We start from the raw sequence: 25863 nt of genomic DNA on the forward strand, positions 1-25863 counted from the left end.
CGCCGGCGGTAGCTGTTGTTCCCCCAACCCCGCCAGCACATCACGCTCCACGGTCCGCACCATGGCATCGGTCGGCAGGTCGTTCTCATCGCGCCCGAACGGGTCTTCCAGTTCGTTGCCAATCGCATCCAGCCCGAAGAACGTGTACCCCACGATGGTGGTGAACAGCGGCGCCAGCCAGCCCAGCGGCTCGGCCAGGGCAAACGGCAGCAGCAGGCAGAAGATGTAGATGGTGCGGTGCAGCAACAGCGTGTAGGGGAACGGCAACGGCGTGCCCTTGATCCGCTCGCAGGTGGCCTGCACTTCGGTCAGGCCCACCAGCCGCTGCTCAAGCAGGCTGTAGCGCCAGTCACTGATCTGCTGCTGTTCGGCCAACCTCGAGCAGTGCCCGCCCATTTCGCGCAGGATGGCGTCGCACACGTTGTGCGCGCTGATCGCATCGGGCCGTGCCAGCCAGGGCCGGGCGGCGGCCAGTTCGTCCTCGTTGCGCAGCCGTGCATTCAGTGCATGGGCAAAGCCGCACAGGCTGCGCAACAGTTCGGCACGAAGGGTTTCGTCGGTAATCACCAGGCTTTCGCGCACGAACGAGCGGGTTTCGATGATCAGCTTGCCCCAGGCCTTGCGCCCCTCCCACCAGCGGTCATAGCAGGCGTTGTTGCGAAAGCTCATGAAAATAGACAGCGACAGGCCCAGCAAGGTGAACGGGGTGGCGCTGACCGGGTAGAAGAACGCCGGGAAATGCCGCTCGACCAACACGATCAGCGCGGCCAGCAGGGTGATTGTCAGGCAGCGCAGGGCAATGCGTTTGACGATCGAACCCTTGAGGGTGAACAGCACACGCAGCACATCGGGGGTGGGGTGGACGATCATGTCAATCCAGAGACGGCTGGCTAGCCGCCGGTCATGTTCATGAAACGCAGGATCTGCACATCGCCACCGACTTCGAAATGATGGCGGTAGGGCTTGAGGTGCAGCGAGTCACGAATGGCCTTTTCCAGGCGTTCGGGGTTGCCGGGGTGGGCGCGCAGCACCTGCTTCAGGTCCACCGAGTGTTCATTGCCCAGGCACAGCAGCAGGCGGCCTTCGACAGTGAGGCGCACGCGGTTGCAGGTGGCGCAGAAGTTGTGGCTGTGTGGCGAAATGAAGCCGACCCGAGTGTTGGCGGCTTCGGCCAGGCGCCAGTAGCGGGCCGGGCCCTGGGACGACTCGGTCGATTCGACCAGAGTGTACTGCTCGGCCAGCAGCGCACGTACTTCATCGCTGGAGCAGAACGACTCGCCGCGCTCATGTTCGCTGATCACGCCCAAGGGCATTTCTTCGATGAAGGTGATGTCCAGCTCGCGGTCGATGGCAAAGCGCACCAGGTCGACCAGTTCATGATCGTTGCGGCCCTTGAGGACCACGCAGTTGAGCTTGGTGCGCTTGAAGCCGGCCTGGCGGGCGGCGCCGATGCCGGCGATCACCTGGTGCAGGTCGCCGGTGCGGGTCAGTTGCCTGAAGCGCTCGGCGTCCAGGCTGTCGAGGCTGATGTTCAGGCGCGTGACACCGGCGTCGAACAGCGGCTGGGCCAGGCGCCCAAGTTGCGAGCCGTTGCTGGTCAGGCACAATTCGCGCAGGCCGGGCAGGGCGGCGATGCGCCCGCAGAGGTCGACGATGCCTTGGCGCACCAGCGGCTCGCCGCCGGTCAGGCGGATCTTGCGGGTGCCAAGGGCGACGAAGCGCTCGGCCACCTGGAACAGCTCCTCGAGGCTGAGAATTTGCTGGCGCGGCAGGAACTGCATGTCTTCGGCCATGCAGTACACACAACGGAAGTCGCAGCGGTCGGTGACCGACATCCGCAGGTAGTCGATTTTCCGGTTGAAGCCGTCGATCAGGGCCCGGCTGTTCTGTTCCACGTTCGCGCTCGAATGGGTTGGGACTCGATTCAAGCTATAACCTGGGCGCCGGGGCGTCAAATTGCTTTGTCCGACCGTTTGATCGATGGCCTCTATCATGGCTGCAGGCCACGTATTTCAAAGTGTTGATTGCGGCGCCCAATTCGCGGGTAAACGCGCTTCCACAGGTAAAGCGCAGGGCTCGAAACCTGTGGGGCCCTGTGGGAGCGGGTTCACCCGAGAAGGCCGTGACGCGGTTCCAACCCTTGATCGAAACCGCCTATCACCCCGTAAGATCTTTCGATTGGACGGCTCTACCTCACGCTCCATAGGCTGAAAAAAAGCATCGAAGCGTGAGGATTCATCGCATGAGCCAGGACCAACACATCAGGGACTACAAGGGCGCCGCCGCTGGCTGGGGGGCGCTCAAGAGCGTGACCAAGAGCTGGCTGGGCAGCGACAATGCGTTCAAGAACCTGCGGGCCATGCTCAAGACCAACCAGAACGGTGGCTTCGACTGCCCCGGCTGTGCCTGGGGCGAGTCGCCGGAAAACGACATGGTCAAGTTCTGCGAGAACGGCGCCAAGGCGGTCAACTGGGAAGCCACCGGCCGCTCGGTAGACCCGGCGTTCTTCGCCAAGTACAGCGTCAGTGCGTTGGCCCAGCAGACCGACTACTGGCTGGAGTACCAGGGCCGCCTGACCCACCCCATGCGCTATGACGCGGCCACCGACCACTATGTAGAAACCAGCTGGGAAGAAGCCTTTGCGCTGGTTGCCCAACACTTGCGCGCACTCGAATCGCCCGACCAGGCCGAGTTCTACACCTCGGGCCGGGCCAGCAACGAGGCGGCGTTCCTCTATCAGCTGTTCGTCCGTGCCTACGGCACCAACAATTTCCCCGACTGCTCGAACATGTGCCATGAAGCCAGCGGCGTGGGCATGTCGGAAACCCTGGGCGTGGGCAAGGGCACCGTGGTGTTCCACGACCTGGAGCTGGCCGATGCCATTTTCGTCATCGGCCAGAACCCTGGCACCAACCACCCGCGCATGCTCGAACCGCTGCGTGAAGCGGTGAAGCGTGGTGCGCAGGTGGTCTGCTTCAACCCGCTCAAGGAGCGCGGCCTGGAGCGCTTCCAGCACCCGCAGCACCCGTTCGAGATGCTCAGCAATGGCTCCGAACCAACCAACACGGCCTACTTCCGCCCGGCCCTGGGCGGCGACATGGCAGTGATGCGCGGCATTGCCAAGTACCTGCTGCAGTGGGAACGCGAAGCCCAGGCAAATGGCGAACCGGCGGTGTTCGACCATGCCTTCATCGCCGAACACACCAGTGGTATCGACGCATACCTGGAAGCCGTGGATGCCACGCCCTGGGCGCACATCGTCGAGCAATCGGGCCTGACCCAGGCCGAGATCGAACTGGCCGCGCGCATGTACCGCAAGGCCGAACGGGTGATCATGTGCTGGGCCATGGGCGTCACCCAGCACCGCCACTCGGTGCCGACCGTTCAGGAAATCGTCAACCTGCAGCTGCTGCGCGGCAACGTTGGCAAGCCCGGTGCCGGCCTGTCACCGGTGCGTGGCCACAGCAACGTGCAGGGCGACCGCACCATGGGCATCGACGAGAAGCCCGGGGCGGCGCTGCTCGATGCCATCGAAAAGCGCTTCCGGTTCCGCGTGCCGCGTGCACACGGGCACAACGCGGTGCTGGCGATCAAGGCCATGGAGGAGGGGCGTGCCAAGGTGTTCATCGGCCTGGGTGGCAACTTTGCCCAGGCTACGCCGGATACGCCGCGCACTCATGCGGCCATGCGCAATTGCGCATTGACCGTGCAGATTTCCACCAAGCTCAACCGCTCGCACCTGGTCACCGGCCGCGATGCGTTGATCCTGCCGTGCCTGGGCCGTACCGAAATCGACATGCAGGCCAGCGGGCCGCAAGGCGTGACCGTGGAGGACACCTTCAGCATGGTGCACATCTCCCACGGCCAACTGCGCCCGCGCTCGCCACACCTGCGCTCGGAGCCGTGGATCATCGCCGGCATGGCCCAGGCGACCCTGGGCAAGCAGCCGATCGACTGGGAATACGCAGTTGCCGACTACGGCCGTATCCGCAGCATGATTGCCGATGTGATCCCCGGCTTTGCCGATTTCAACGAGCGCCTGCAGCACCCGGGCGGCTTCCACCTGGGTAACAATGCCGCCGACCGTACCTGGCGCACGGCCACAGGCAAGGCGCGCTTCAGCCCGAGCCAGCTGCCGGAGCAACTGGTGAATGCCAAGGTGCTGGCGCGTGGTGACAAGCCTGACCTGATCCTGCAGACACTGCGTTCGCACGACCAGTACAACACCACCCTGTATGGCCTGGACGACCGTTATCGCGGGGTGTTCGGCCTGCGTGAAGTGGTGTTCGTCAACGAGGTCGACATCCGCCGGATGGGCTTCGAGCCAGGCGAGCACGTGGACCTAGTGTCGCTGTGGGAGGATGGCGTGGAGCGGCGGGTGTCTGGCTTCCGCCTGGTGGCGTATGACGTGCCCGAGGGGCAGGCGGCGGCCTATTACCCGGAAACCAACCCGCTGGTGCCGCTGGAAAGTTATGGCGAGGGGACCTATACGCCGACTTCGAAGTTCGTGGCGATCAAGGTCGAGAAAGCCAAGGCGGGGAACCGGATTGCGGCGGTGCTGGCCGCGGATTGACAGATAGCCTGCAAGGGCCCTGTCCCCGGCAAGCCAGCTCCCACAGGGAACGCACAGATTTCAAAGCCTGTGGTGTGCCTGTGGGAGCTGGCTTGCCGGCGATAGGGCCGGTACTGCCATACAGGAATCAGGAACGATGCACCGGGTAAGCCGTGGTGTACTTCATCTGCTCCATGGCAAAACTGGAAGTAATGTTCGACAGCCCATCAGTACTGGTAATCAGCTTCTTGTAGAACCGGTCATACGCCGCAATATCCCCCACCACCACCCGCAGCATGTAATCCCAGTCCCCCGACATGCGGTAGAACTCCATCACTTCCTCGAACCCGGTCACGGTCGCGGCAAACTGCTCCAGCCAGGCGCTGTCGTGGCGCTGGGTCTTGAGCTGGACGAACACCGTCAGCCCCAGCCCCAGCCGTTGCGGGTCCAGCAGGGCAACGCGGCCGACAATGTAGCCGTCCTCCTCCAGGCGTCTGACCCGCTTCCAGCACGGCGTGGTGGACAGGTTGACGGCCTCTGCCAGGTCCTTGAGCGAGATCGAGGCGTCGCGCTGAAGCAGGGTGAGAATGTGCTGGTCGAAGCTGTCCATATTGCGTGTGGGCCGTGGAGGAAAATTTTTCACAGATTACCCCAAGGCCAGAAGATTTGGGTTGTGCGATAGTGGCAACTTTCATTCTGCCAATGGGCCTGACCATGTCCGACAAGCCGCGCAATTTCGCCACCCGCACCATTCACGCCGGTGAACAGTTCAGTGTCGCCGATAACGCTATCTTCCCGGCGATCGTCACCGCCAGCTCGTTCACCAAGCGCAGCCTGGACGACAAGCCGGAATACTCCTACAGCCGCGTCGGCAACCCCACCCGGCATGCCTACGAAACCTGTGTCGCCGCCCTGGAAGAAGGAGTTGGCGCAGTGGCCTGCGCCTCGGGTGTGAACGCCACCGCCACCGTGCTGGAGCTGCTGCCCAAGGATGCGCATGTGGTGGTGATGAACGGTGTGTATGGCGGTACCTTCCGCATCCTCGAAGACTACCGCAGCCGTACCTCGGGCCTGACCACCACCTACGTCGACCTCAACGATCTCGAGGCAGTGGCCGCCGCCATCAAGCCGGAAACCCAGCTGATCTGGATCGAATCGCCGACCAACCCGCTGCTGCACCTGGTCGATATCAAGGCGGTGTGCGACCTGGCCAAGGCGCGGGGCATTCTCACCTGCATCGACAACACCTTCTGCTCGCCGTGGAACCAGCGCCCGATCACCTTGGGCGTGGACCTGGTGATGCACTCGGCCAGCAAGTACATCGGCGGCCACTCCGACCTCACCGGTGGCGTGGTGGTAGCCGCCAATGATGCCCTTTTGGCGCGCCTGCGCCGCATCAGCATGGCAATCGGCGCGGTGCAGGGGCCGTTCGACTGCTACCTGGCCCTGCGCGGTCTGAAGACCCTGGATGTGCGCATGGAGCGCCAGTGTGCCAATGCCCTGCAGGTAGCGCGCTTCCTCGAAAGCCACGCGCAGATCGAGCAGGTGTATTACCCGGGGCTGGAAAGCCATCCACAGCACGAACTGTGCAAACGGCAGATGCGCACGGGTGGGGCGGTGGTGGCGATGAAGGTCAAGGGCGACCGGGCCGCGCTCAACCGGCTGGTGGAAGCGCTGCAGATCTTCGTGCTGGCCGATTCGCTGGGCGGGGTGGAAAGCATGATCAACCATTCCTGGAGCATGTCGCACTGCTCGCTGAGCCCGGAGCAGAAGGGCGTGATGGGCATCAGCGAAAACCTGCTGCGGTTGTCGGTGGGGATCGAGGATTACCGTGACCTGGTCGACGATCTGGATGGGGCGTTGAAGGCTGCGGCTGTTGTGTGAGGGCTGCTGGCCTCTTCGCGGGTAAACCCGCTCCCGCAGGAACTCGGCTGCTTTCAGGTCTGGCACTGTACCTGTGGGAGCGAGGTCATCCGCGAAGAGGCCGGTGGATTCAATGAATTCCTGTCAGGATTTGGGCGGATGAATGATCCGTTCGATCTTGTCCTTGATCAGCAACCGTTCCTTGCGCAGACGGTTGACGGCGTCGTCGTTGGTGCCGTTGGCTTCGGCGGCCACCACCTCTTTGTCTTTTGCGTTGTATTCCTTGTGCAGTGAGTGCAGCGTCTGGTCCTTGTCCATGAGCGCCTGGAATGCATCAGCGGTAACGTGCAGGTCAGCGAGCAGATCATGCGGAACTGGCATTTCTTCACCTCTGTCGGGGGTTGGCGGATGGTTCTGACCTTTGAGGATAGTCGTCTTTGCGCAGGTAGGGGACTGGGGTAGGCTGTCGCATCTCCCCCGTGACCCGGAACTGCGCCATGCCTCACCTGAACCTGGAATACAGCGACAACCTGCGCGAGCTGAACGTCGATACCCTGCTGCTGCGCCTGAACCATGCCCTGGTCGGCAGTGGCCAGTTCGCCGACGAGGCCGACATCAAGAGCCGCGCCGAAGCCTTCAAGCACTATCGCGTGGGCACCGCGCCCGGCGAGCGTGCCTTTGCCCATGTGCGCTTGGCCATCCTCAGCGGGCGCTCGCCCGAGGTGAAGAAGCAACTGTCCGCCAGCCTGCTGGATGTATTGCGTGAGGCCATCCCCAAGCAGCCTGGGCTGGACATCCAGCTGTGCGTGGAAGTGCTGGACATCGACCGCGAGCCGTACGCCAAGGAACGCCTGCCACGCTGAACAAGCGCTGAATGAACTTCTTTTAATGTAGAAAAGGCGCCTGCTCACGAATTTGTTGGCGTCTTTTTCACAAAATATTGATGGCACGCTTTCTAGAGTTCAGCCAAGTTTCCCCGGTGCCGCGCAGGCCCTCGGGCTGATAATCACTCTTGATTGCGGACGCTGATGCTCAACTTCAAATCCCTGCGGACTGAATGGGTCACGCTGCTGGCCAGCCTTTACCTGCTGATCGGCTTCAATGTCTTCCTCTGGCAGCATCTTGAACAGGTCGTACCGCCCGGTTTGCCGGGGCTATGGCTGAGCCTGGCGTTTGCCGTATTGATGCTGTTCGCATTTAACCTGATCCTCACGTTGTTCGCCTTCCGTTACGTATTGAAGCCAATACTCATCGTGTTGTTCATGAGTGGCGCGGGCGTGGCTTACTTCATGAACCAGTATGGTGTACTTATTGATGCGGGCATGTTCCGTAATATCGCGGAAACCAACGCGGCAGAAGTGCGTGACTTGCTTTCGTTGAAGTTTGCCTTGTATATCCTGGGCCTCGGTGTAGTGCCTTCGGTGCTGTTGTGGAAGGCACCGATCGCCTATCGCGCCTGGCACCGTGAACTGCTCGGCAAGCTGGTGGTTGGCGGTGCCTGCGTGGTGGCCCTGGGCTCGGTGGCACTGGTCAACTACCAGGGCCTGTCGTCGCTGTTTCGCAACCACCACGAACTGCGCCTGATGCTCACCCCCAGCAATATCGTGGGTGCCTCCATCGGTTATGTCAGCGAGCGCGTCGGTACCGCATCACACCCCTTCCAGCATTATGGCGAAGATGCCAAGCGAGATGCCGCCTGGCAAAAGCATGAACGCAAGTCGCTGACCGTGCTCGTGGTGGGTGAAAGTGCGCGGGCAGACCACTTCGGCGTGCTTGGCTACAACCGCGACACCACACCGAACCTTGCAAGGGAACAGGGCCTGCTGGCGTTCTCCGATGTGCACTCCTGCGGCACGGAAACCGCCGTCTCGGTGCCGTGCATGTTCTCTGGCATGAAGCGCAAGGACTACGATGCCCGGGTGGCGAAGAACCGCGAAGGGTTGCTGGACATCCTCCAGCGTGTCGGCCTGGCGGTGCAGTGGCGTGACAACCAGTCAGGCTGCAAGGGCACCTGCGACCGTGTGCAGTTCATTGATGTCAGCAACCTCAAGGACCCGCAGTCGTGCGCTGATGGTGAATGCCATGACCAGATCCTGCTGCAGGGCCTGGGTGAGCTGATCGACAACCTCGACAAGGACACCGTGCTGGTGCTGCACCAGATGGGCAGCCACGGGCCTGAGTACTTCAAGCGCTACCCCGGCGCCGACCAGCGTTTTGCCCCGGTGTGCCAGAGCAACGCGCTGGACCAGTGCAGCGAGCAGGAAATCGTCAACGGCTACGACAACACCCTGGCCTATACCGACAAGGTGCTGGCGTCGCTGATCGACACCCTGCGCAGCAAGCAGGACAAGGTCGACACGGCGATGATCTACCTGTCCGACCACGGCGAGTCGCTGGGTGAATACAACCTGTTCTTGCACGGCACGCCCTACGCCATTGCCCCCGAGCAGCAGAAGCACGTGCCGCTGCTGACCTGGTTCTCCGACAGCTACAAGGAAGACTTCGGCGTCGACACCGACTGCCTGGCCAAGCTCAGCGATGCACCGCTGTCGCAAGACAACCTGTTCCACTCGATGCTCGGCCTGTTGCAGGTGCACACCGAGGTCTACCAGCAGTCGCTGGACATGTTCGCCAGCTGCCGGCCGTGGCTGGCAGCCAAGCGCTGAGGCAAAGCGCATTCAAAAACCGCTAGCTTGCGCGGTCTTTGTGGGAGCGGGCATGCCCGCGAAGCAGGCGACGCGGTGGATGGCACGGGCTTCGCCCGTGTTCGCGGGCATGCCCGCTCCCACTGGGATCGCGAAGCTTGCGGATTTTGCGCACGAGAGTTGCTGCTGCCTGAACACGCACAACAGCACCACTGATCGATATCAAGGATGGCGCAGGTTTCACCAGCAGTGCCCGCGCCGTATATACTGCGCGCCAATGTTAGTGGGAGAGCCTCGTGGCCATCGAAATACACTGGATCCGTGACGACCAGAGCCTGGCCGAACACTGCCGCGACTGGCACCAGCTGCCCTTCGTCGCCGTCGACACCGAATTCATGCGGGTCGACACCTTCTACCCGAAAGCCGGGCTGATCCAGATCGGCGATGGCCAGCGTGCCTTCCTGATCGACCCGTTGCTGATCGGCAACTGGCAACCGCTGGCCGAACTGCTGGATGACAGCGGCGTGGTCAAGGTGCTGCACGCCTGCAGCGAAGACCTCGAAGTGCTGCTGCGCCTGACCGGCAAGCTGCCACAGCCGCTGTTCGATACCCAGCTGGCCGCCGGCTACCTGAACCTGGGCTTCTCCATGGGTTATTCGCGCCTGGTGCAGGAAGTGCTGGGTATCGACTTGCCCAAGGGCGAAACCCGTTCCGACTGGCTGCAGCGCCCGCTCTCGGAAACCCAGGTCAGCTATGCCGCCGAGGATGCCGTGCACCTGGCCGAGTTGTTCACCGTGTTGCGCCCGCGCCTGAGTGACGACAAGTACGCCTGGGTGCTGGAGGACGGCGCCGAACTGGTGGCCGCATTGCGCCGCGAAGTCGAGCCCGAAAGCCTGTACCGCGACGTCAAGCTGGCCTGGAAGCTGGCCCCCCAGCAACTGGCAGTGCTGCGTGAGCTGTGCGCCTGGCGCGAGCGTGAAGCGCGCAACCGCGACGTGCCGCGCAACCGCATTCTCAAGGAGCACTCGCTGTGGCCCATGGCCAAGAGCCAGCCGAGCAACCTGTCGGCGCTGGCCAAGATCGACGAGATGCATCCGCGCACCATTCGTCAGGACGGTGAGTTCCTCATCGAGCTGATCAAGCGTGCCGCCAGCCTGCCAGCCGAGCAATGGCCACAGGCCTTGCCCGAGCCTTTGCCGATCGAGGCTGCCGGCATCCTCAAGCAGCTGCGTGCCATCGGCCAGGCCGAAGGTGAGCGCCTGGGCATTGCCCCCGAGCTGATGCTGCGCAAGAAAGCCCTGGAAGCGCTGCTCAAGAGCGGCTACCCCAATGGCCCCTATCAATTGCCCGATTCGCTGCGCGGCTGGCGCCGTGAGCGCATGGGCCAGGCCCTGCTGGACAGCCTGGCAGGCGCCGGAGAGACCCGATGAAACGCATTTGCTCTATCTACAAGAGCCCCCGCAAGAACGAAATGTACCTGTACGTGCTCAAGGCCGACGGCCTTGGGCGCGTACCTGACGGCCTGCTGCCATTCTTCGGCACCCCCATGCACGCCTTCGACCTGGTGCTTACCCCCGAGCGCAAGCTGGCCCGCGAGGACATCGCCAAGGTGCTGGAAAACCTCGACAACCAGGGTTACCACCTGCAGATGCCGCCGCCGGAAGACGACTACATCGAGCACCTGCCCGAAGAATTGCTGCGCCGTAACGACCCTGCCTGATCATGCGAGTACTGATTGCTGAGCATGATCATGCTCGATACGCCGAGATTTTGCGCGCAGCCGCGCCAGAGCTGGAAATCCTGACCAGCGGCGACTCCGCCGAACTGGCCCGCCAGGCGCCTCAGTGCCCGGTGTGGCTGGGCCAGCCGGACCTGCTGGCAAGCCTGCTGCGCCAGGGCCACAAACCGGGCTGGATGCAGTCCACCTGGGCCGGTATCACCCCGCTGCTGGCCGAAGGCCTGCCGCGCGACTATCGCCTGACCCGTGCCGTGGGCATCTTTGGCCAGGTGATGGCCGAGTACATGCTCACCTACATGCTCGGCCATGAGCGCGAGGTGCTGTCGCGCCTGGTCAGCCAGGTCGAGCGGCGTTGGGATGACCGCCCGGGGCGTACCCTGGAAGGGCGCAAGGTGCTGATCGTCGGCACTGGCGACATTGGCCAGCGGGTGGCCGAGTTCCTGCAGGCGTTTGGCGTGGTGCTGTATGGCGTTGCCAGCAGCGCCCGCGAGCAGGCGCCGTTCGTCGAGGTTGCGGCGCTGGCCGACCTGCCGCGCATGGTTGGGCAGGTCGACTACGTGCTCAACCTGTTGCCGGATACCCCGGCCACCCACGACCTGTATGACGCGGCACTGTTCAAGTGCTTCCAGCCCACGGCGCTGTTCATCAATGCCGGGCGTGGGGCGGCGGTGGTCGACGCTGACCTGGTCGAGGCGCTGAAGGAAGGGCACCTGGCGGGGGCCGTGATCGATGTCTGCCGGCAGGAGCCGTTGCCCAGGCAACACCCGTTCTGGACAGCCTGGGGCTTGCTGCTGACCGGGCACAGCTCGGCGCCCACCTCGCCGGCGGCGATGGTGCGGTTGTTTGTCGAGAACGTGCGGGCGTACGCGGCGGGGCAAGGGTTGCGAGGTGAAGTGGACTTCGCCCGGGGCTATTGATATTTAGTGCCTGTACCGGCCTCTTCGCAGCACGAGGCTAACCATGCGCTCATGCCCGTCCATTCACTACCCTGATGAACCCTGCCTGCCGCCCAGGCCTTGATTAGACTGGTTGCACAAACCGTCAGAACAAGGCCAGCCAACATGCAAAACCGCATCATGATCACCGGGGCCGGGTCCGGCCTCGGTCGCGAGATCGCCCTGCGCTGGGCGCGTGAGGGCTGGCGCCTGGCGCTGGCCGATGTCAACGAAACCGGCCTGCGCGAAACCTTGGAGCTGGCCCGCGCAGCCGGCGGCGATGGCTTTGTCCAGCGTTGCGACGTGCGCGACTACAGCCAGCTCACCGCCCTGGCCCAGGCCTGCACCGAGCAGTTCGGTGGTATCGACGTGATCGTCAACAATGCCGGCGTCGCTTCAGGCGGGTTCTTCGCCGAACTGTCGCTGGAGGACTGGGACTGGCAGATCGCGGTCAACCTGATGGGCGTGGTCAAGGGCTGCAAGGCCTTCCTGCCGCTGCTGGAGCGCAGCAAGGGGCGGATCATCAACATCGCCTCGATGGCCGCGCTGATGCAGGGCCCGGGCATGAGCAACTACAACGTGGCCAAGGCCGGCGTGCTGGCCCTGTCGGAAAGCCTGCTGGTCGAGCTACGGCAACTGGAGGTGGCGGTGCATGTGGTGTGCCCGTCGTTCTTCCAGACCAACCTGCTGGACTCGTTCCGCGGGCCGAACCCTGCGATGAAAGCCCAGGTTGGCAAGCTGCTGGAAGGCTCGCCAATCAACGCGGCGGACATCGCCGAGCACATCCACCGGCAGGTAGCCGCCGGCGAGTTCCTGATACTGCCCCATGAGGCCGGGCGCCAGGCCTGGCAGCTGAAGCGCCAGACCCCTGAGCGGCTTTACGACGAGATGGCTGAGATGGCGGTGAAAATGCGGGCCAAGGCTCAGTCGCGATGATTCGTCTGTAAGGAAAGTTACCAGGAAATGTAGGGCGCTTCTGAATCACGGCAGAACTATTGAGTAGCCCTATGCCGTCAAGGCAGGCTCCGGTTTTCCCTTTCGTTGGAGGATCGGAGCATGCTGGTAATAGGGCGCGAAGTGGGAGAGATCATCATGATTGGTGATGACATTCGGATCATGGTCGTGGAAACGCGGGACGGGGTGGTGCGCTTTGGCGTGGATGCACCGCGGCAGGTGTCGGTGCATCGGGCCGAGGTGTACAAGCGCATCAAGGCAGGGCAGAAAGACAAAACCCATGCAATCTGATGTTGCCTGTGCCGGCCTCTTCGCGGGCACGCCCGCGAAAAGGCCATACCTGCTAGTCGAGCAGCTCCCTGGGCACATCATGCTTGGCCAGCAACTGGCACTGCTGGCTTTCCAGGTCGAACAGGATGAACGCCTGGCCCTTGGCCAATGCCTGGCGCACCCGCAGCACGCGGGTTTCCAGCGGGGTGTCGTCACCGTTGTCGGTACCGTCACGGGTGACGAAGTCCTCGATCAGGCGGGTCAGGGTTTCGGCTTGCAGTTGGTCGTAGGGGATCAGCATGGTGGGCGTTGCCTAGGGTGTTGGTGGGGGCATGCTACGCGAAACATCTGGCATTTTGGGGCTGCAACGCAACCCCCAGGGCCTCAAGCCTTGTTTCCGACAAGGCTATCCACCGCCGGCACCCGCGTATCGCTCTCCATTTGCGCATCATGTTCCAGCTGATGGCTGAAGCGCTCCAATGACGCATTGGCCGGCTGCGAATCACTGGCAAACACCGGCGGGCTCAGCAGGTACGCCGACAACAAGCGGCTCAACGCCGCCAGGCTGTCGATGTGCGTTCGCTCGTAGCCATGCGTGGCATCGCAACCAAAGGCCACCAGCGCGGTACGAATATCGTGCCCCGCCGTCACTGCCGAATGGGCATCGCTGAAGTAGTAGCGGAACAGATCGCGCCGCACCGGCAGGTCGTGGTCACCGGCCAGTTTCAGCAGGTGCCGGGACAAGTGGTAGTCGTAAGGCCCCGACGAGTCCTGCATGGCCACGCTCACCGCATGCTCGCTGGAGGCCTGCCCGGGCGCCACGGGGGCGATGTCGATGCCGACGAACTCGCTGACATCCCAGGGCAGGGCGCCAGCTGCTCCCGAACCGGTCTCTTCGGTGATGGTGAACAGCGGGTGGCAGTCGATCAACGGTTGGCGGCCGCTTTCCACCACGGCTTTCAGCGCCGCCAGCAGCGCTGCCACGCCGGCCTTGTCGTCCAGGTGGCGGGCGCTGATGTGGCCGCTTTCGGTGAATTCGGGCAGCGGGTCGAAGGCAACGAAATCACCGATGCTTACACCCAGCGCTTCGCAGTCGGCGCGGGTGGCGCAGTAGGCGTCCAGGCGCACCTCAACGTGCTCCCAGCTGATCGGCATCTGGTCGATGGCGGTGTTGAAGGCATGCCCGCTGGCCATCAGCGGCAGCACGCTGCCCCGGTACACGCCGGTGTCGGTGAACACGCTGACCCGGCTGCCTTCGGCGAAGCGACTGGACCAGCAACCGACCGGCGCCAGGGCCAGGCGGCCGTTTTCCTGCAACTGGCGCACGCTGGCGCCGATGGTGTCCAGGTGAGCGGACACGGCGCGGTCGGGCGAGGTCTGGCGGCCCTTGAGGGTGGCGCGGATGGTGCCGCGGCGGGTCAGTTCGAAGGGGATGCCCAGTTCGTCCAGGCGTTCGGCCACGTAGCGCACGATGGTGTCGGTGAATCCGGTGGGGCTGGGGATGGCGAGCATCTCCAGCAGCACGCGCTTGAGGTAGTCGAGATCGGGTTCGGGATGTCGGTCGGACATGGTTGGGGACTCCTTTACTCCTGTGCCTGCCTCTTCGCGGGTAAACCCGCTCCCACAGGAAACCCACAGAGTTCAGCGCCTGTGGGGTACCTGTGGGAGCTGGCTTGCCGGCGATAGGGCCAGCAGCGGTTACGCCAAAGGCCGGCTATGCGGAAACAGCAGGTCGATAAAACGCTCGGCGGTCGGTTGCGGTTCATGGTTGGCCAACCCGGCACGCTCGTTGGCCTCGATAATCACGTATTCCGGTTGCCCGGCATCCCGCACCATGAAGTCCAGCCCCACTACCGGAATCTCCAGCGCCCGTGCTGCGCGCACCGCGGCGTCGGCCAGCACCGGGTGCAGGCGTTCGGTCACGTCTTCCAGGGTGCCGCCGGTGTGCAGGTTGGCGGTGCGTCGCACGGCCAGGCGCTGGCCTGCAGGCAACACGTCGTCATAGCCAAAGCCCGCCGCGCGCAGGGTGCGCTCGGTTTCGTCGTCCAGCGGAATGCGGCTTTCGCCACCGGTTGCGGCCTGGCGCCGACGGCTCTGGGCGTCGATCAGCTGGCGGATGCTGTGTTTGCCATCGCCCAACACCTGCGCCGGGTGGCGGATGGCTGCCGCTACCACTTCATAGCCGATCACCACGATGCGCAGGTCATGCCCGGCATGGAAGCTTTCCAGCAACACGCGGCTGTCGAACTGGCGGGCCTGCGCCACGGCGTGGGTGATGTCGTCGATACAGGTGAGGTTCACCGCCACTCCCTGGCCTTGCTCGCCATCGACCGGCTTGACCACCACCGCGCCATGCTCGTCGAGAAACGCCAGGTTTTCGTCGGCATTGCCGGCCAACTGCTGCGCCGGCACCTTCAGCCCGGCATTGTGCAGGGCATGCTGGGTCAGGCGCTTGTCCTGGCACAGGGTCATGGTCACGGCGCTGGTCAGGTCGCTGAGCGACTCACGGCAGCGAATGCGGCGCCCGCCCAGGCTGAGGGTGAACAGGCCGCCAGCGGCATCGTCCACTTGGACTTCGATGCCTCGACGCAGCGCTTCGTCGACGATGATGCGTGCGTACGGGTTGAGGTCGGCTTGAGGGCCAGGCCCCAGAAACAGTTGTTCGTTGATGCCGTTCTTGCGCTTGACCGCGAAGGTCGGCAGGTTGCGAAAACCCAGCTTCTGGTACAGGCGCTTGGCCTGGCGGTTGTCGTGCAGCACCGACAGGTCCAGGTAGGCCAGGCCGCGGCTCATGAAGTGTTCGACCAGATGGCGCACCAGCACTTCACCCACGCCAGGGCGGGTGCACTGCGGGTCTACAGCCAGGCACCAAAGGCTGCTGCCGTGCTCGGGGTCGTCGAATGCCTTGGCGTGGTTCAGGCCCATGACGCTGCCGATCACCGCGCCGGTGTCTTCGTCCTCGGCCAGCCAGTATACCGGGCCGCCCAGATGCAGAGGGGTAAGCAGCTCGGGGTCGACCGGCAGCATGCCGCGCGCCTGGTACAGGGTATTGATCGCCTGCCAGTCGCCCGGGTTCTGCGCCCGGCGCACGCGGAAGCCGCGGAACACCCGTTGCGCCGGGCGATAGTCGGTAAACCACAGGCGCAGGGTGTCGGACGGGTCGAGAAACAGTTGCTGCGGGGCCTGGGCCAGCAGCTGCTGCGGCGCGGCCACGTACAGGGCGATGTCGCGCTCGCCGGGGCGTTCTTCCAGCAGGTCGGCGGCCAGGTCGGCCGGGTTGGGGTAGGTGTGGCCGATCAGCAGCCGGCCCCAGCCGCAATGCACGGCGCGTGGCTGGGCGTGGGGCTGGCTGCCGTCGCCGGCCAGGCGCGCCTGCAGGCGTTCATAGGACGGCGCCTGGCCGCGCAGCAGGCGCTGACCGTAAGCAATTTCGTGGGCTTTCATCGGTCAGATTCCTTGTTCGCTCAGCCACAGGTTCAGCGCTGCCAGCTGCCACAGTTTGGAGCCACGTAGCGGTGTCAGCTGGCCGTGCGGGTTACTCAGCAGGCGGTCGAGCATGGCCGGGTTGAACAGCCCGCGGTCCTGGCTGGGGTCAGTCAGCAGCTCACGCACCCAGCCGAGGGTGGCACCTTCCAGGTGCTTCAGGCCCGGGACCGGGAAGTAGCCCTTCTTGCGGTCGATCACCTCGTGCGGGATCACCCGCCGCGCCGCCTGCTTGAGCACCTGCTTGCCGCCGTCGGGCAGCTTGAAACGTGCCGGAATGCGTGCCGACAGCTCCACCAGTCGGTAGTCGAGGAACGGCGTGCGCGCCTCCAGGCCCCAGGCCATGGTCATGTTGTCGACTCTTTTGACCGGGTCGTCGACCAGCATCACCGTGCTGTCCAGGCGCAGCGCCTTGTCTACGGCATCGGGGGCACCGGGGCGGGCGAAGTGTTCACGAACGAAATCGCCGGCCGCGTCGGTTTCCAGCAACCAGGGTGCCTGCACGGTGTCGCGGTACTCGGCGTGGCTGCGATCGAAGAAGGCCTCGCGGTAGGCGGCAAAGGCATCCTCGGCACCGTCCACCTGTGGGTACCAGTGGTAGCCGGCGAACAGCTCGTCGGCGCCCTGGCCGCTTTGCACGCCCTTGCAGTGCCTGGCCACTTCCCGCGACAGCAGGTAGAAGGCGATACAGTCGTGGCTGACCATCGGCTCGCTCATGGCGCGGAAGGCGGCTGGCAATTGCTCGATGATCTCGTGCTCGGCGATGCGCAGCTGGTGGTGACGGGTGCCGTAGTGTTTGGCGATCAGGTCGGAATACTGGAACTCGTCGCCGCGTTCGCCACCGGCATCCTCGAAACCGATGGAGAAGGTCGACAGGTCGTCCACACCCACTTCGCGCAGCAGGCCGACCAGCAGGCTGGAATCGACCCCACCAGACAGCAGCACACCAACGTCCACCGCTGCCCGTTGGCGAATGGCCACGGCTTCGCGGGTGGCGTCAAGCACGCGGGTGGTCCAGCCTTCCAGGTCCAGTTCGCGTTCATCGGGGTTGGCGCCGTAGTGCAGCTGCCACCAGGTCTGGCGTTCCACTTCGCCATGGCGGTCGATGCGCATCCAGGTGCCGGGTTCCAGCTTTTGCACGTTGGCCAGCAGGGTGCGCGGCGCCGGCACCACGGCGTGGAAATTCAGGTAGTGGTTGAGTGCCACCGGGTCGAGCATCGGGTCGATGTCGCCACCTTTGAGCAGCGCCGGCAGGGTCGAGGCGAAGCGCAGGCGCTCGCCGTTGCGCGACAGGTACAAGGGTTTGACACCCAGGCGGTCGCGGGCGAGGAACAGGCGCTGGTTGTCGCGCTCCCAGATGGCCAGGGCGAACATGCCATTGAGCTTGGGCAACAGGGCCGCGCCCCAGGCGTGGTAGCCCTTGAGCAGCACCTCGGTGTCGCCGTCGGACCAGAAGCTGTAGCCCAGGGCTTCTAGCTCCTGGCGCAGTTCGGGGAAGTTGTAGATGGCGCCGTTGAAGGCCAGCGACAGGCCCAGGGTGTTGTCGACCATCGGCTGGGCAGAGCCGTCGGACAAGTCCATGATTTTCAGGCGCCTGTGGCCGAGGGCGATCGGGCCTTGGCTATGGAAGCCCCAGGCATCCGGGCCACGGGGCGCCAGGTGGTGGGTTATGCGCTCTACCGCAGCCAGGTCGGCTGGGCGAGGGGCTTGGTCGATGGGGGTGAAACGCAACTCTCCTGCTAATCCGCACATAGGTCCTTACCGGTTTTTCCGTTGGGGAGGGGGTGCCCCGGATTAGGGCACCTTAAGGAACTGACCCATGTGGTTTGTGAGAGTTTTAGATCGATCTGTTATATGGGGCTGCTGCGCAGCCCTTCGCGGGCTCGCCCGCTCCCACAGGTTCACCACAGGCCTGGGGACTTGCGCGGTCCCTGTGGGAGCTGGCTTGCCGGCGATTGGGCTGCGCAGCAGCCCCCGGCCGATCACTTGCCGCGAATCAACCTGCGCAAGGCAAACCGGTTCGGGTGGCACGCCTCCGCCACCGCCCGTGGCAACGGCAGCGGTTCCCCGCACACCCAGGCTGCCACCAGTTCGCCGCTCAACGGTGCCGTGATCAACCCGCGCGAGCCATGCCCGCTGTTCACATACAACCCATCCAGCCAGGGGCAGGCTACATTCGGCACCTGCCGCGCATCCCGGCCCAGCACTGCATAGGCCTGGGCGAACGCCTGCGCATCCGCCACCGGCCCGACTATCGGCAGGTAATCCGGGCTGGTGCAACGGAACGCCGCGCGCCCCTGCAATTGCCCGGGGTTAAGTTCGGCGGTGCCCAGACGCTGGGCCAGGTCGAGCGAAATCTCGTCCAGCAATGCCAGGTTGCCCTGGTGCTCTGCCACCGTCGGCGCCAGGTCTGTGCTATGGAAGTCGAAGCTCGCGCCCAAGGTATGTTCATCCCCGCGCGGCGGCGCCACATAGCCTTCCGCACACACCACGGTGCGCAGCGCGCGGCTGCTGGTGGTGGCCGGCAGGCGGGTGATCTGCCCGCGGATGCGCTTGAGCGGCAGGTGCGCGCATGGCTCGAAGCGCAATACGTCGGCGGCACCGGCCAGGACCACCACCGGCGCGTTGGCCAGCAAGCGTTCGCCCGCCCAGGCTTGCCACTGCCCGTCGACATGGCGCAGTTCGAGCACCTCGTGGTGCATCAGCAGGCGAATACCCGGGTGCTGCAACTGCTGCTGGCACAGCGCCGGGGGGTGCACCCAGCCACCTTCGGGATAGAACAGCCCACCAGCCGGCAAGGCCACCCCGGCGATGGCTTCGGCCTCTTCACGTTCCAGCGAGTGCAACAGGCCAGGTTCGAAGGCGCCAGCCAGTTTGCCCTGGCGTTCGGCTTCCTTGCTGTCGAAGGCCAGTTGCAGCACGCCACAGGCATCCCAGTCGCGGCCACGTTGCAGGCGCTGAAGCTGGCGCCGGGTGTAACCGAAACCGGCCAGGATCATCTGCGACAGCGCCGTGCCATGGGCGGACAGCTTGAGGTACAGCACCCCTTGCGGGTTACCCGAAGCTTCCTGTGCCGGGGTGTCGTGGCGTTCCAGCACGGTAACCTGCCAGCCACGCCGGGCCAGGCTGGCGGCGGTTGTGCTGCCGGCGAGCCCGGCGCCTATCACCAGCGCTTCACGCTGCCCCGCTGCGGCAGCCGGGCGCGCGTACCATGGCGCGCCGGGGCTTGGCAAAGGGCCGACATAGGCACCGCTCATCACTTCCCATTTCTTGCCGATACCCGGCACCTTCTTCATGGCGAAGCCGGCGTCCACCAGGCTGCGGCGTACCCAGCCGGTGGTGGTGAAGGTGCCCAGCACGGTGCCCGGGTGTGACAGCCGTGCCAGTTGCGCGAAGAGCTCCGGGGTCCACATGTCGGGATTCTTGGCCGGGGCGAAGCCGTCGAGGAACCACACGTCGATCTGCGCATCGAGTTGCGGCAACTGTTCCAGTACGTCGCCTATCAACAGGGTGAGGGTGACCCGGCCGTTGTCGAAGGTGAACTGCTGGAAGCCAGGGTGCACTGCCACGTACTGCTCCAGCAGGGGCTGGCTGTAGGCCGCCAGTTCCGGCCACAGGCGTATGGCGCGGGCCATGTCTTCGCGACCGAGCGGGTACTTTTCGACGCTGACGAAATGCAGGCGAGCCTCGGCGTGGGCGTGTTGCTCGAACAGTTGCCAGGCGCAGTAGAAGTTCATGCCAGTGCCGAACCCGGTTTCGCCGATCACCAGGCAGGCGTGCGGGGCGAGGTTGGCAAAGCGCTCGGCCAGGCGGGTTTGCCCGAGAAACACGTGTTTGGTTTCTTCGATGCCTTCGTTGACTGCGAAATAGACGTCGTCGTATTGCCGCGAATGTGGGCGGCCTTGGTCGTCCCAGTCGATCTGGGCATGCTGGAGGAGGGTGGACATGGTTGGCTCGGTTGCAGCGGATGGGCGGATTTTATGCCATCTGATGATTTTGCGCTGGCCGTACCGGCCCTATCGCCGGCAAGCCGGCTCCCACAGTTACTGATCCTGTGGGAGCTGGCTTGCCGGCGATAGGGCCCATACAGGCGATACATAAATCCGCTAGTCTTGCTTATCCATTGAAGGAGCCAGTGCATGTTCGAATCCGCAGAAATCGGCCACAGCATCGACAAGGAGGCTTACGACGCCGAGGTACCCGCTTTGCGCGAGGCCCTGCTCGAAGCCCAGTACGAACTCAAGCAGCAGGCACGCTTCCCGGTGATCGTGCTGATCAACGGTATCGAAGGCGCCGGCAAGGGCGAGACGGTCAAGCTGCTCAACGAGTGGATGGACCCGCGCATGATCGATGTGCTCACCTTCGACCAGCAGACCGACGAAGAACTGGCCCGCCCGCCGGCCTGGCGCTACTGGCGGGCCCTGCCACCGAAGGGGCGGATGGGCGTGTTCTTCGGCAACTGGTACAGCCAGATGCTGCAGGGGCGGGTGCACGGGGTGTTCAAGGATGCCGTGCTCGACCAGGCCATCACCGGCGCCGAACGGCTGGAGGAGATGCTCTGCGACGAAGGTGCACTGATCATCAAGTTCTGGTTCCACCTGTCCAAGAAGCAGATGAAGGCGCGGCTGAAGTCGCTCAAGGACGACCCGCTGCACAGCTGGAAGATCAGCCCGCTGGACTGGCAGCAGTCAAAAACCTACGACCGTTTCGTGCGCTTTGGTGAGCGCGTGCTGCGCCGCACCAGCCGCGATTACGCGCCGTGGCATGTCATCGAGGGCGTCGACCCGAACTACCGCAGCCTGGCAGTAGGGCGCATCCTGCTGGAAAGCCTGCAGGCGGCACTGGACAACAACCCCAAAGGCAAGCACCGGGGCAATGTCGCCCCGCTGGGCCGCAGCATCGACCAGCGCAGCCTGCTCGGCGCGCTGGACATGACCCTGCGCCTGGACAAGCCCGACTACCAGGAGCAACTGGTCACCGAGCAGGCCCGCCTGGCCGGCCTGCTGCGCGACAAGCACATGCGCCGGCATGCCCTGGTGGCGGTGTTCGAAGGCAACGACGCTGCCGGCAAGGGCGGTGCCATCCGCCGCGTGGCCGCCGCGCTGGACCCGCGCCAGTACCGCATCGTGCCGATTGCCGCGCCCACTGAAGAAGAACGCGCGCAGCCTTACCTGTGGCGGTTCTGGCGGCACATTCCGGCGCGTGGCAAGTTCACCATCTTCGACCGTTCCTGGTATGGCCGGGTGCTGGTGGAGCGGGTGGAAGGCTTCTGCAGCCCGGCCGACTGGATGCGTGCCTACAGCGAGATCAACGATTTCGAGGAGCAGCTGGTGAATGCCGGCACGGTGGTGGTCAAGTTCTGGCTGGCGATCGACCAGCAGACCCAGCTGGAGCGTTTCGAAGAGCGCGAGCAGATCCCGTTCAAGCGCTACAAGATCACCGAGGACGACTGGCGCAACCGCGACAAGTGGGACGAGTATGTCCAGGCGGTGGGCGACATGGTCGACCGCACCAGTACCGAGATTGCGCCGTGGACGCTGGTGGAGGCCAACGACAAGCGCTGGGCGCGAGTGAAGGTGTTGCGCACCATCAACCAGGCGCTTGAGGCGGCGTTTGCCAAGGACAAGAAATAATCGAAGTTCCTGTTTGCCTGTGCCGGCCTCTTCGCGGGTGAACCCGCTCCCACAGGAATACCACAGGGCTGAATGTTGTGTGATCCCTGTGGGAGCGGGTTTACCCGCGAAGAGGCCAGAACAGACAGCACACCCGCCAAGCCATGCCGCAGAAGAATGACCTGATGAATTCTTTTCTCGGCACTTGCCACCGTCCCCGTCCTCCAAGCCCGTAGAATTCAACTACCCCCACCACGGGCTTGATCGAGGATTTTATGCACACCATTACCGGCCGCTGGGGCTATGGGCTGTTCCTGGCACTTCTGACTGCGCTGCTCTGGGGCATCCTGCCGATCAAGCTCAAGCAGGTGCTGCAGGTGGTCGACCCGGTCACCGTCACCTGGTACCGCCTGCTGGTTTCCGGTGGCCTGCTGTTCGCCTGGCTGGCCGCCAAGCGCAGGTTGCCTTCCTTCAGCAAACTGGCGCCCAAGGGCAAAGGCCTGGTGGTAGTGGCCGTGTTCGGCCTGATGGGCAACTACGTGCTGTACCTGATCGGCCTGAACCTGCTAAGCCCGGGCACCGCGCAACTGGTCGTGCAGATCGGCCCGGTACTGTTGCTGGTGGCCAGCGTGTTCGTGTTCCGCGAGCGTTTCAGCCTGGGGCAGGGCGTGGGCCTGCTGATCCTGCTGACGGGGTTCGGGCTGTTTTTCAACCAGCGCCTGGAAGAGCTGCTGACCTCGCTCGGTACCTACACCACCGGCGTGCTGACCATCCTGCTGGCTACCAGTGTCTGGGTGTTCTATGCGCTCAGCCAGAAGCAACTGCTGACTGTATGGCATTCGCAGCAGGTAATGATGGTGATCTACCTCAGCTGCGCCGCGCTGCTGACGCCTTGGGCCCACCCCTTGGAGGCGTTGCAGCTGACCCCGGTGCAAGGCTGGCTGTTGCTGGCCTGTTGCCTGAACACCCTGGTGGCCTACGGCGCGTTCGCCGAGGCGCTGGCGCACTGGGAGGCGTCGCGGGTGAGTGCCACGCTGGCGCTGACCCCGCTGGTGACCTTCGTCGCGGTGGCGCTGGCGGCGTTGGTGTGGCCTGAGTACGTGCACGCCGAGGACATCAATGCCCTGGGCTATGTGGGGGCGGTGACCGTGGTGCTCGGCTCTGCACTGGTGGCGCTGGGGCCTTCGCTGGTGGCCGGGTGGCGAGCCCGCAGGGCGCGGTTGGCCCAGGTTAATTGATCGCCTGTACTGGCCCTATCGCCGGCAAGCCAGCTCCCACAGGATTACCACAGGCCTGAGCATTGTGGGGTACCTGTGGGAGCCGGCTTGCCGGCGATAGGGCCAGTACAGGCAATGAAGAACTTAGCCCTTGCCCCCCGGAGCCAGCATGTTCTCCGGCCTCACCCACTGGTCGAACTGCTCATTGGTCAGGTACTTCAACTCCAGTGCCGCTTCGCGCAAGGTCTTGCCTTCGCCATAGGCCTTCTTGGCAATTTCCGCCGCCTTGTCGTAGCCAATATGCGGGTTCAGCGCCGTCACCAGCATCAGCCCACGTTCCAGGTGCGCCTTCATCTGCTCGGCATCCGGCTCGATGCCCGCCACGCAGTGCTGCTGGAAGTTGCGGCAGCCGTCAGCCAGCAACTCGATCGACTGCAGCAGGTTGTGGATGATCACCGGCTTGAACACGTTCAGTTGCAAATGCCCCTGGCTGGCGGCAAAGCCGATCGCCGCGTCGTTGCCCAGCACCTGGCAGGCCAGCATCGACAGCGCTTCGCACTGGGTCGGGTTGACCTTGCCTGGCATGATCGAGCTGCCCGGCTCGTTGGCCGGCAGGCGTACCTCGGCCAGCCCGGCGCGCGGGCCGGAACCCAGCAGGCGCAAATCGTTGGCGATTTTCATCAGGGCCACGGCCAGGGTTTTCAGGGCGCCGGCCAGGCTGGTCAGCGGCTCGTGGCCGGCGAGGGCAGCGAACTTGTTCGGCGCAGTGACGAACGGCAGGCCGGACAGCGCCGCCAGCTCGGCGGCGATGGCTTCGGCAAAACCATGCGGGGCGTTGAGGCCGGTACCCACGGCAGTGCCGCCCTGGGCCAGTTCGCACACCGCCGGCAGGGTGGCGCGGATGGCACGCTGGGCGTAGTCGAGCTGGGCGACGAAGGCCGACACTTCCTGGCCGAAGGTGATCGGCGTGGCGTCCATCATGTGCGTGCGGCCGGTCTTTACCAGCTTGTGGTGGCGTGCCGACAGCTCGGCCAGCCCCGAGGACAGCTCGGCGATGGCCGGCAGCAGCTTGTCGTGCACCGCGTGCGCCGCAGCGATGTGCATGGCGGTGGGGAAGCAGTCGTTGGAACTCTGTGAGCGGTTGACGTGGTCGTTGGGGTGCACGGGCGCCTTGCCGCCACGGCCCTTGCCGGCCAGTTCGTTGGCCCGCCCGGCGATCACTTCGTTGACGTTCATGTTGCTCTGCGTGCCGCTGCCGGTCTGCCAGACCACCAGCGGGAACTGGTCGTCATGCTGGCCGCCCAGCACTTCGTCGGCGGCCTGTTCGATCAGCCGGGCGATGTCGGCTGGCAAGTCGCCGTTACGGTCGTTTACGCGTGCTGCGGCCTTCTTGATCAGCGCCAGGGCGTGCAGCACCGCGATGGGCATGCGTTCCTTGCCAATGGCGAAGTTGATGAGCGAACGCTGGGTCTGCGCACCCCAGTAGGCGTCCTCAGGAACTTCGACCGGGCCCAGGCTGTCTGTCTCGATACGGCTCATTCTGTACTCACTCCTGTGTAGTTCGAAATCGCAGTTTAGGCCCTGATTCGACCGAGCGGTTCCGTCGCTCGTCGTGCCACTTGAGCACATCGCCACCACGGCGCAGAATGCTCTACTCTGAGGTACCCGCCTCCCTCTCTTCTGAAGGAAATGCAATGACCCGTCTCCGTGTCCTTTGTGCCGCCGTTGCCCTGGCTTGCGCCAGCGGCCAGGTACTCGCTGCCACCGCCAGCCACAACGCTGCTGCCGAGAAATTCCTGACCCTGGCCAACGCCGACAAGCTGGGCACCCCGGTGTACATGCAGGTCCAGCAGATGTTCGCCCAGCGTTTCGCCCAGACCAAGGCCCCGGCCACCAAGCAGCCGGTGCTGGAAAGCTACCAGGCCAAGGCCAACGCCGCGCTGGACAACGCCATCGGCTGGAACAAGCTGAAGCCGAAGATGGTCGACCTTTACACCCAGACCTTCACCGAGCAGGAGCTCAAGGACCTGGTCAAGTTCTACGAATCGCCGCTGGGCAAGAAAGTGCTGCGCGAAATGCCCAAGGTCACCCAGCAGTCGGCCCAGCTGACCCAGCAGAGCCTGGAGCCAGCGGTACCGGTGGTGAACAAGCTGCTGGACGACATGACCAAGGAACTGGACCCGAACGCTGGCAAGGCCGCCGCCCCGGCGAAGAAGTGAGTACGCCGCGATGACCATGCAACAGCGTATCGAACAGCAGCTGGCCGCCCTGGCGCCGCAACACCTGCAAGTGCTCAATGAAAGCCACATGCACAGTCGTGGTCAGGAGACCCACTACAAGGCAGTGATCGTCAGCGAGCAGTTTGCCGGGTTGAACAGCGTCAAGCGCCACCAGAAGGTGTACGCCACCATGGGTGAGCTGATGGGCGAGATCCATGCCCTGGCCATCCACACCTACACCGCCGAAGAGTGGGCCAAGGTCGGCGTGGCACCGGCCTCGCCGGTGTGCGCGGGCGGCGGGCACTGAAACCTTGCTGTTGTTCTGGTAGAATCCGCAACATCCCAAAAGGGGGCTGCTGTGCAGCCCATCGCCGG

At 64.3% G+C, this 25863-nt stretch carries 23 protein-coding genes; 13 read left to right on the top strand and 10 right to left on the bottom strand.

The window, feature by feature from the left end:
* The coding region (locus ACK1U9_RS15770; RefSeq protein WP_449110000.1) for a bestrophin family protein at positions 1-870 on the bottom strand (870 nt) is incomplete at its 3' end.
* A 20-nt stretch (positions 871-890) separates the two neighbouring features.
* Entirely contained in the window at positions 891-1895 is a 1005-nt protein-coding gene (gene moaA, locus ACK1U9_RS15775; RefSeq protein WP_449110001.1) for a GTP 3',8-cyclase MoaA, read from the bottom strand.
* 347 nt (positions 1896-2242) lie between these two features.
* On the opposite strand from moaA, the gene ACK1U9_RS15780 reads away from it, so the two are divergent.
* A complete protein-coding gene (locus ACK1U9_RS15780) occupies positions 2243-4573 on the top strand; it encodes an FdhF/YdeP family oxidoreductase (RefSeq protein ID WP_046616477.1) in 2331 nt (776 codons plus the stop codon).
* A 127-nt stretch (positions 4574-4700) separates the two neighbouring features.
* On the opposite strand, the gene ACK1U9_RS15785 is transcribed toward ACK1U9_RS15780, so the two are convergent.
* Positions 4701-5162: an Lrp/AsnC family transcriptional regulator gene (locus tag ACK1U9_RS15785; protein WP_046616476.1), complete on the bottom strand. Its 462-nt coding sequence runs from the start codon at positions 5160-5162 to the stop codon at positions 4701-4703.
* Positions 5163-5254: 92 nt separating this feature from the next.
* Between ACK1U9_RS15785 and ACK1U9_RS15790 the strand changes: the two genes are divergently transcribed.
* Entirely contained in the window at positions 5255-6436 is a 1182-nt protein-coding gene (locus tag ACK1U9_RS15790; protein WP_046616475.1) for a trans-sulfuration enzyme family protein, read from the top strand.
* A gap of 123 nt (positions 6437-6559) precedes the next feature.
* On the opposite strand, the gene ACK1U9_RS15795 is transcribed toward ACK1U9_RS15790, so the two are convergent.
* On the bottom strand, positions 6560-6796 hold the full coding sequence (locus ACK1U9_RS15795; protein WP_108479986.1) for a YdcH family protein: 237 nt from the start codon (positions 6794-6796) through the stop codon (positions 6560-6562).
* A gap of 116 nt (positions 6797-6912) precedes the next feature.
* Between ACK1U9_RS15795 and ACK1U9_RS15800 the strand changes: the two genes are divergently transcribed.
* The 7 genes from ACK1U9_RS15800 to csrA all read left to right on the top strand — a co-directional run bounded on the left by ACK1U9_RS15800 (position 6913) and on the right by csrA (position 12978).
* On the top strand, positions 6913-7278 hold the full coding sequence (locus ACK1U9_RS15800; RefSeq protein WP_046616473.1) for a 5-carboxymethyl-2-hydroxymuconate Delta-isomerase: 366 nt from the start codon (positions 6913-6915) through the stop codon (positions 7276-7278).
* Between the two features lie 165 nt (positions 7279-7443).
* Positions 7444-9081: a phosphoethanolamine transferase gene (locus ACK1U9_RS15805; protein WP_108479985.1), complete on the top strand. Its 1638-nt coding sequence runs from the start codon at positions 7444-7446 to the stop codon at positions 9079-9081.
* 275 nt (positions 9082-9356) lie between these two features.
* Entirely contained in the window at positions 9357-10490 is a 1134-nt protein-coding gene (gene rnd, locus ACK1U9_RS15810; protein ID WP_085601014.1) for a ribonuclease D, read from the top strand.
* On the top strand, positions 10487-10780 hold the full coding sequence (locus tag ACK1U9_RS15815; RefSeq protein ID WP_108479983.1) for a YcgL domain-containing protein: 294 nt from the start codon (positions 10487-10489) through the stop codon (positions 10778-10780). The genes rnd and ACK1U9_RS15815 overlap by 4 nt, the downstream gene beginning before the upstream one ends.
* A gap of 2 nt (positions 10781-10782) precedes the next feature.
* Positions 10783-11715, top strand: a complete 933-nt coding sequence (locus ACK1U9_RS15820) for a D-2-hydroxyacid dehydrogenase (protein WP_108479982.1) — start codon at positions 10783-10785, stop codon at positions 11713-11715.
* 144 nt (positions 11716-11859) lie between these two features.
* The gene (locus ACK1U9_RS15825) at positions 11860-12669 is read left to right on the top strand and encodes an SDR family oxidoreductase (RefSeq protein ID WP_108479981.1); all 810 of its coding nucleotides are present in this window, start codon (positions 11860-11862) and stop codon (positions 12667-12669) included.
* A 120-nt stretch (positions 12670-12789) separates the two neighbouring features.
* The gene (gene csrA / locus ACK1U9_RS15830; RefSeq protein ID WP_108479980.1) at positions 12790-12978 is read left to right on the top strand and encodes a carbon storage regulator CsrA; all 189 of its coding nucleotides are present in this window, start codon (positions 12790-12792) and stop codon (positions 12976-12978) included.
* Between the two features lie 52 nt (positions 12979-13030).
* Here the strand turns inward: csrA and ACK1U9_RS15835 are convergent, their stop codons facing one another.
* The 5 genes from ACK1U9_RS15835 to mnmC all read right to left on the bottom strand — a co-directional run bounded on the left by ACK1U9_RS15835 (position 13031) and on the right by mnmC (position 20387).
* Complete coding sequence (locus ACK1U9_RS15835) at positions 13031-13258, bottom strand: YheU family protein (protein ID WP_003252629.1); 228 nt, start codon at positions 13256-13258, stop codon at positions 13031-13033.
* Positions 13259-13341: 83 nt separating this feature from the next.
* Positions 13342-14526, bottom strand: coding sequence for an osmoprotectant NAGGN system M42 family peptidase (locus ACK1U9_RS15840; RefSeq protein ID WP_085601017.1), 1185 nt, complete (start codon positions 14524-14526; stop codon positions 13342-13344).
* Between the two features lie 129 nt (positions 14527-14655).
* On the bottom strand, positions 14656-16401 hold the full coding sequence (gene ngg, locus ACK1U9_RS15845) for an N-acetylglutaminylglutamine synthetase (protein WP_046615558.1): 1746 nt from the start codon (positions 16399-16401) through the stop codon (positions 14656-14658).
* A gap of 3 nt (positions 16402-16404) precedes the next feature.
* The gene (locus tag ACK1U9_RS15850) at positions 16405-18192 is read right to left on the bottom strand and encodes an N-acetylglutaminylglutamine amidotransferase (RefSeq protein WP_108479978.1); all 1788 of its coding nucleotides are present in this window, start codon (positions 18190-18192) and stop codon (positions 16405-16407) included.
* Positions 18193-18422: 230 nt separating this feature from the next.
* Positions 18423-20387 (bottom strand): bifunctional tRNA (5-methylaminomethyl-2-thiouridine)(34)-methyltransferase MnmD/FAD-dependent 5-carboxymethylaminomethyl-2-thiouridine(34) oxidoreductase MnmC, encoded by a 1965-nt coding sequence (gene mnmC / locus ACK1U9_RS15855; protein WP_153671194.1) that lies wholly within the window; start codon positions 20385-20387, stop codon positions 18423-18425.
* A 192-nt stretch (positions 20388-20579) separates the two neighbouring features.
* Between mnmC and pap the strand changes: the two genes are divergently transcribed.
* Together pap and ACK1U9_RS15865 are read left to right on the top strand one after the other, a co-directional pair.
* Positions 20580-22073, top strand: a complete 1494-nt coding sequence (pap, locus tag ACK1U9_RS15860) for a polyphosphate:AMP phosphotransferase (protein WP_153671195.1) — start codon at positions 20580-20582, stop codon at positions 22071-22073.
* 254 nt (positions 22074-22327) lie between these two features.
* Positions 22328-23290, top strand: coding sequence for a DMT family transporter (locus ACK1U9_RS15865; RefSeq protein ID WP_085601020.1), 963 nt, complete (start codon positions 22328-22330; stop codon positions 23288-23290).
* Positions 23291-23413: 123 nt separating this feature from the next.
* On the opposite strand, the gene ACK1U9_RS15870 is transcribed toward ACK1U9_RS15865, so the two are convergent.
* On the bottom strand, positions 23414-24808 hold the full coding sequence (locus ACK1U9_RS15870; protein WP_046615553.1) for a class II fumarate hydratase: 1395 nt from the start codon (positions 24806-24808) through the stop codon (positions 23414-23416).
* A 155-nt stretch (positions 24809-24963) separates the two neighbouring features.
* Here ACK1U9_RS15870 and ACK1U9_RS15875 point away from each other — a divergent pair, with 155 nt between their 5' ends.
* Positions 24964-25488 carry a DUF2059 domain-containing protein gene (locus tag ACK1U9_RS15875; RefSeq protein WP_003259051.1) on the top strand — a complete coding sequence of 175 codons (525 nt, stop codon included), beginning with the start codon at positions 24964-24966 and terminating at the stop codon, positions 25486-25488.
* A gap of 10 nt (positions 25489-25498) precedes the next feature.
* Positions 25499-25795 carry a BolA family protein gene (locus ACK1U9_RS15880; RefSeq protein ID WP_003252644.1) on the top strand — a complete coding sequence of 99 codons (297 nt, stop codon included), beginning with the start codon at positions 25499-25501 and terminating at the stop codon, positions 25793-25795.
* Positions 25796-25863: the final 68 nt, after the last annotated feature.

Source organism: Pseudomonas sp. XP1, from assembly GCF_053557675.1.

Coding starts and splice junctions, on each gene's coding strand:
- pap (WP_153671195.1), top strand. CDS start 20,580: ATGTTCGAATCCGCAGAAATCGGCCACAGCATCGACAAGGAGGCTTAC.
- ACK1U9_RS15865 (WP_085601020.1), top strand. CDS start 22,328: ATGCACACCATTACCGGCCGCTGGGGCTATGGGCTGTTCCTGGCACTT.
- ACK1U9_RS15790 (WP_046616475.1), top strand. CDS start 5,255: ATGGGCCTGACCATGTCCGACAAGCCGCGCAATTTCGCCACCCGCACC.
- ACK1U9_RS15825 (WP_108479981.1), top strand. CDS start 11,860: ATGCAAAACCGCATCATGATCACCGGGGCCGGGTCCGGCCTCGGTCGC.
- ngg (WP_046615558.1), bottom strand. CDS start 16,401: ATGAAAGCCCACGAAATTGCTTACGGTCAGCGCCTGCTGCGCGGCCAG.
- mnmC (WP_153671194.1), bottom strand. CDS start 20,387: ATGTCCACCCTCCTCCAGCATGCCCAGATCGACTGGGACGACCAAGGC.
- ACK1U9_RS15875 (WP_003259051.1), top strand. CDS start 24,964: ATGACCCGTCTCCGTGTCCTTTGTGCCGCCGTTGCCCTGGCTTGCGCC.
- ACK1U9_RS15820 (WP_108479982.1), top strand. CDS start 10,783: ATGCGAGTACTGATTGCTGAGCATGATCATGCTCGATACGCCGAGATT.
- ACK1U9_RS15805 (WP_108479985.1), top strand. CDS start 7,444: ATGCTCAACTTCAAATCCCTGCGGACTGAATGGGTCACGCTGCTGGCC.
- ACK1U9_RS15785 (WP_046616476.1), bottom strand. CDS start 5,162: ATGGACAGCTTCGACCAGCACATTCTCACCCTGCTTCAGCGCGACGCC.
- ACK1U9_RS15795 (WP_108479986.1), bottom strand. CDS start 6,796: ATGCCAGTTCCGCATGATCTGCTCGCTGACCTGCACGTTACCGCTGAT.
- ACK1U9_RS15800 (WP_046616473.1), top strand. CDS start 6,913: ATGCCTCACCTGAACCTGGAATACAGCGACAACCTGCGCGAGCTGAAC.
- ACK1U9_RS15880 (WP_003252644.1), top strand. CDS start 25,499: ATGACCATGCAACAGCGTATCGAACAGCAGCTGGCCGCCCTGGCGCCG.
- ACK1U9_RS15850 (WP_108479978.1), bottom strand. CDS start 18,192: ATGTGCGGATTAGCAGGAGAGTTGCGTTTCACCCCCATCGACCAAGCC.
- ACK1U9_RS15780 (WP_046616477.1), top strand. CDS start 2,243: ATGAGCCAGGACCAACACATCAGGGACTACAAGGGCGCCGCCGCTGGC.
- ACK1U9_RS15815 (WP_108479983.1), top strand. CDS start 10,487: ATGAAACGCATTTGCTCTATCTACAAGAGCCCCCGCAAGAACGAAATG.
- csrA (WP_108479980.1), top strand. CDS start 12,790: ATGCTGGTAATAGGGCGCGAAGTGGGAGAGATCATCATGATTGGTGAT.
- ACK1U9_RS15840 (WP_085601017.1), bottom strand. CDS start 14,526: ATGTCCGACCGACATCCCGAACCCGATCTCGACTACCTCAAGCGCGTG.
- ACK1U9_RS15835 (WP_003252629.1), bottom strand. CDS start 13,258: ATGCTGATCCCCTACGACCAACTGCAAGCCGAAACCCTGACCCGCCTG.
- ACK1U9_RS15870 (WP_046615553.1), bottom strand. CDS start 24,808: ATGAGCCGTATCGAGACAGACAGCCTGGGCCCGGTCGAAGTTCCTGAG.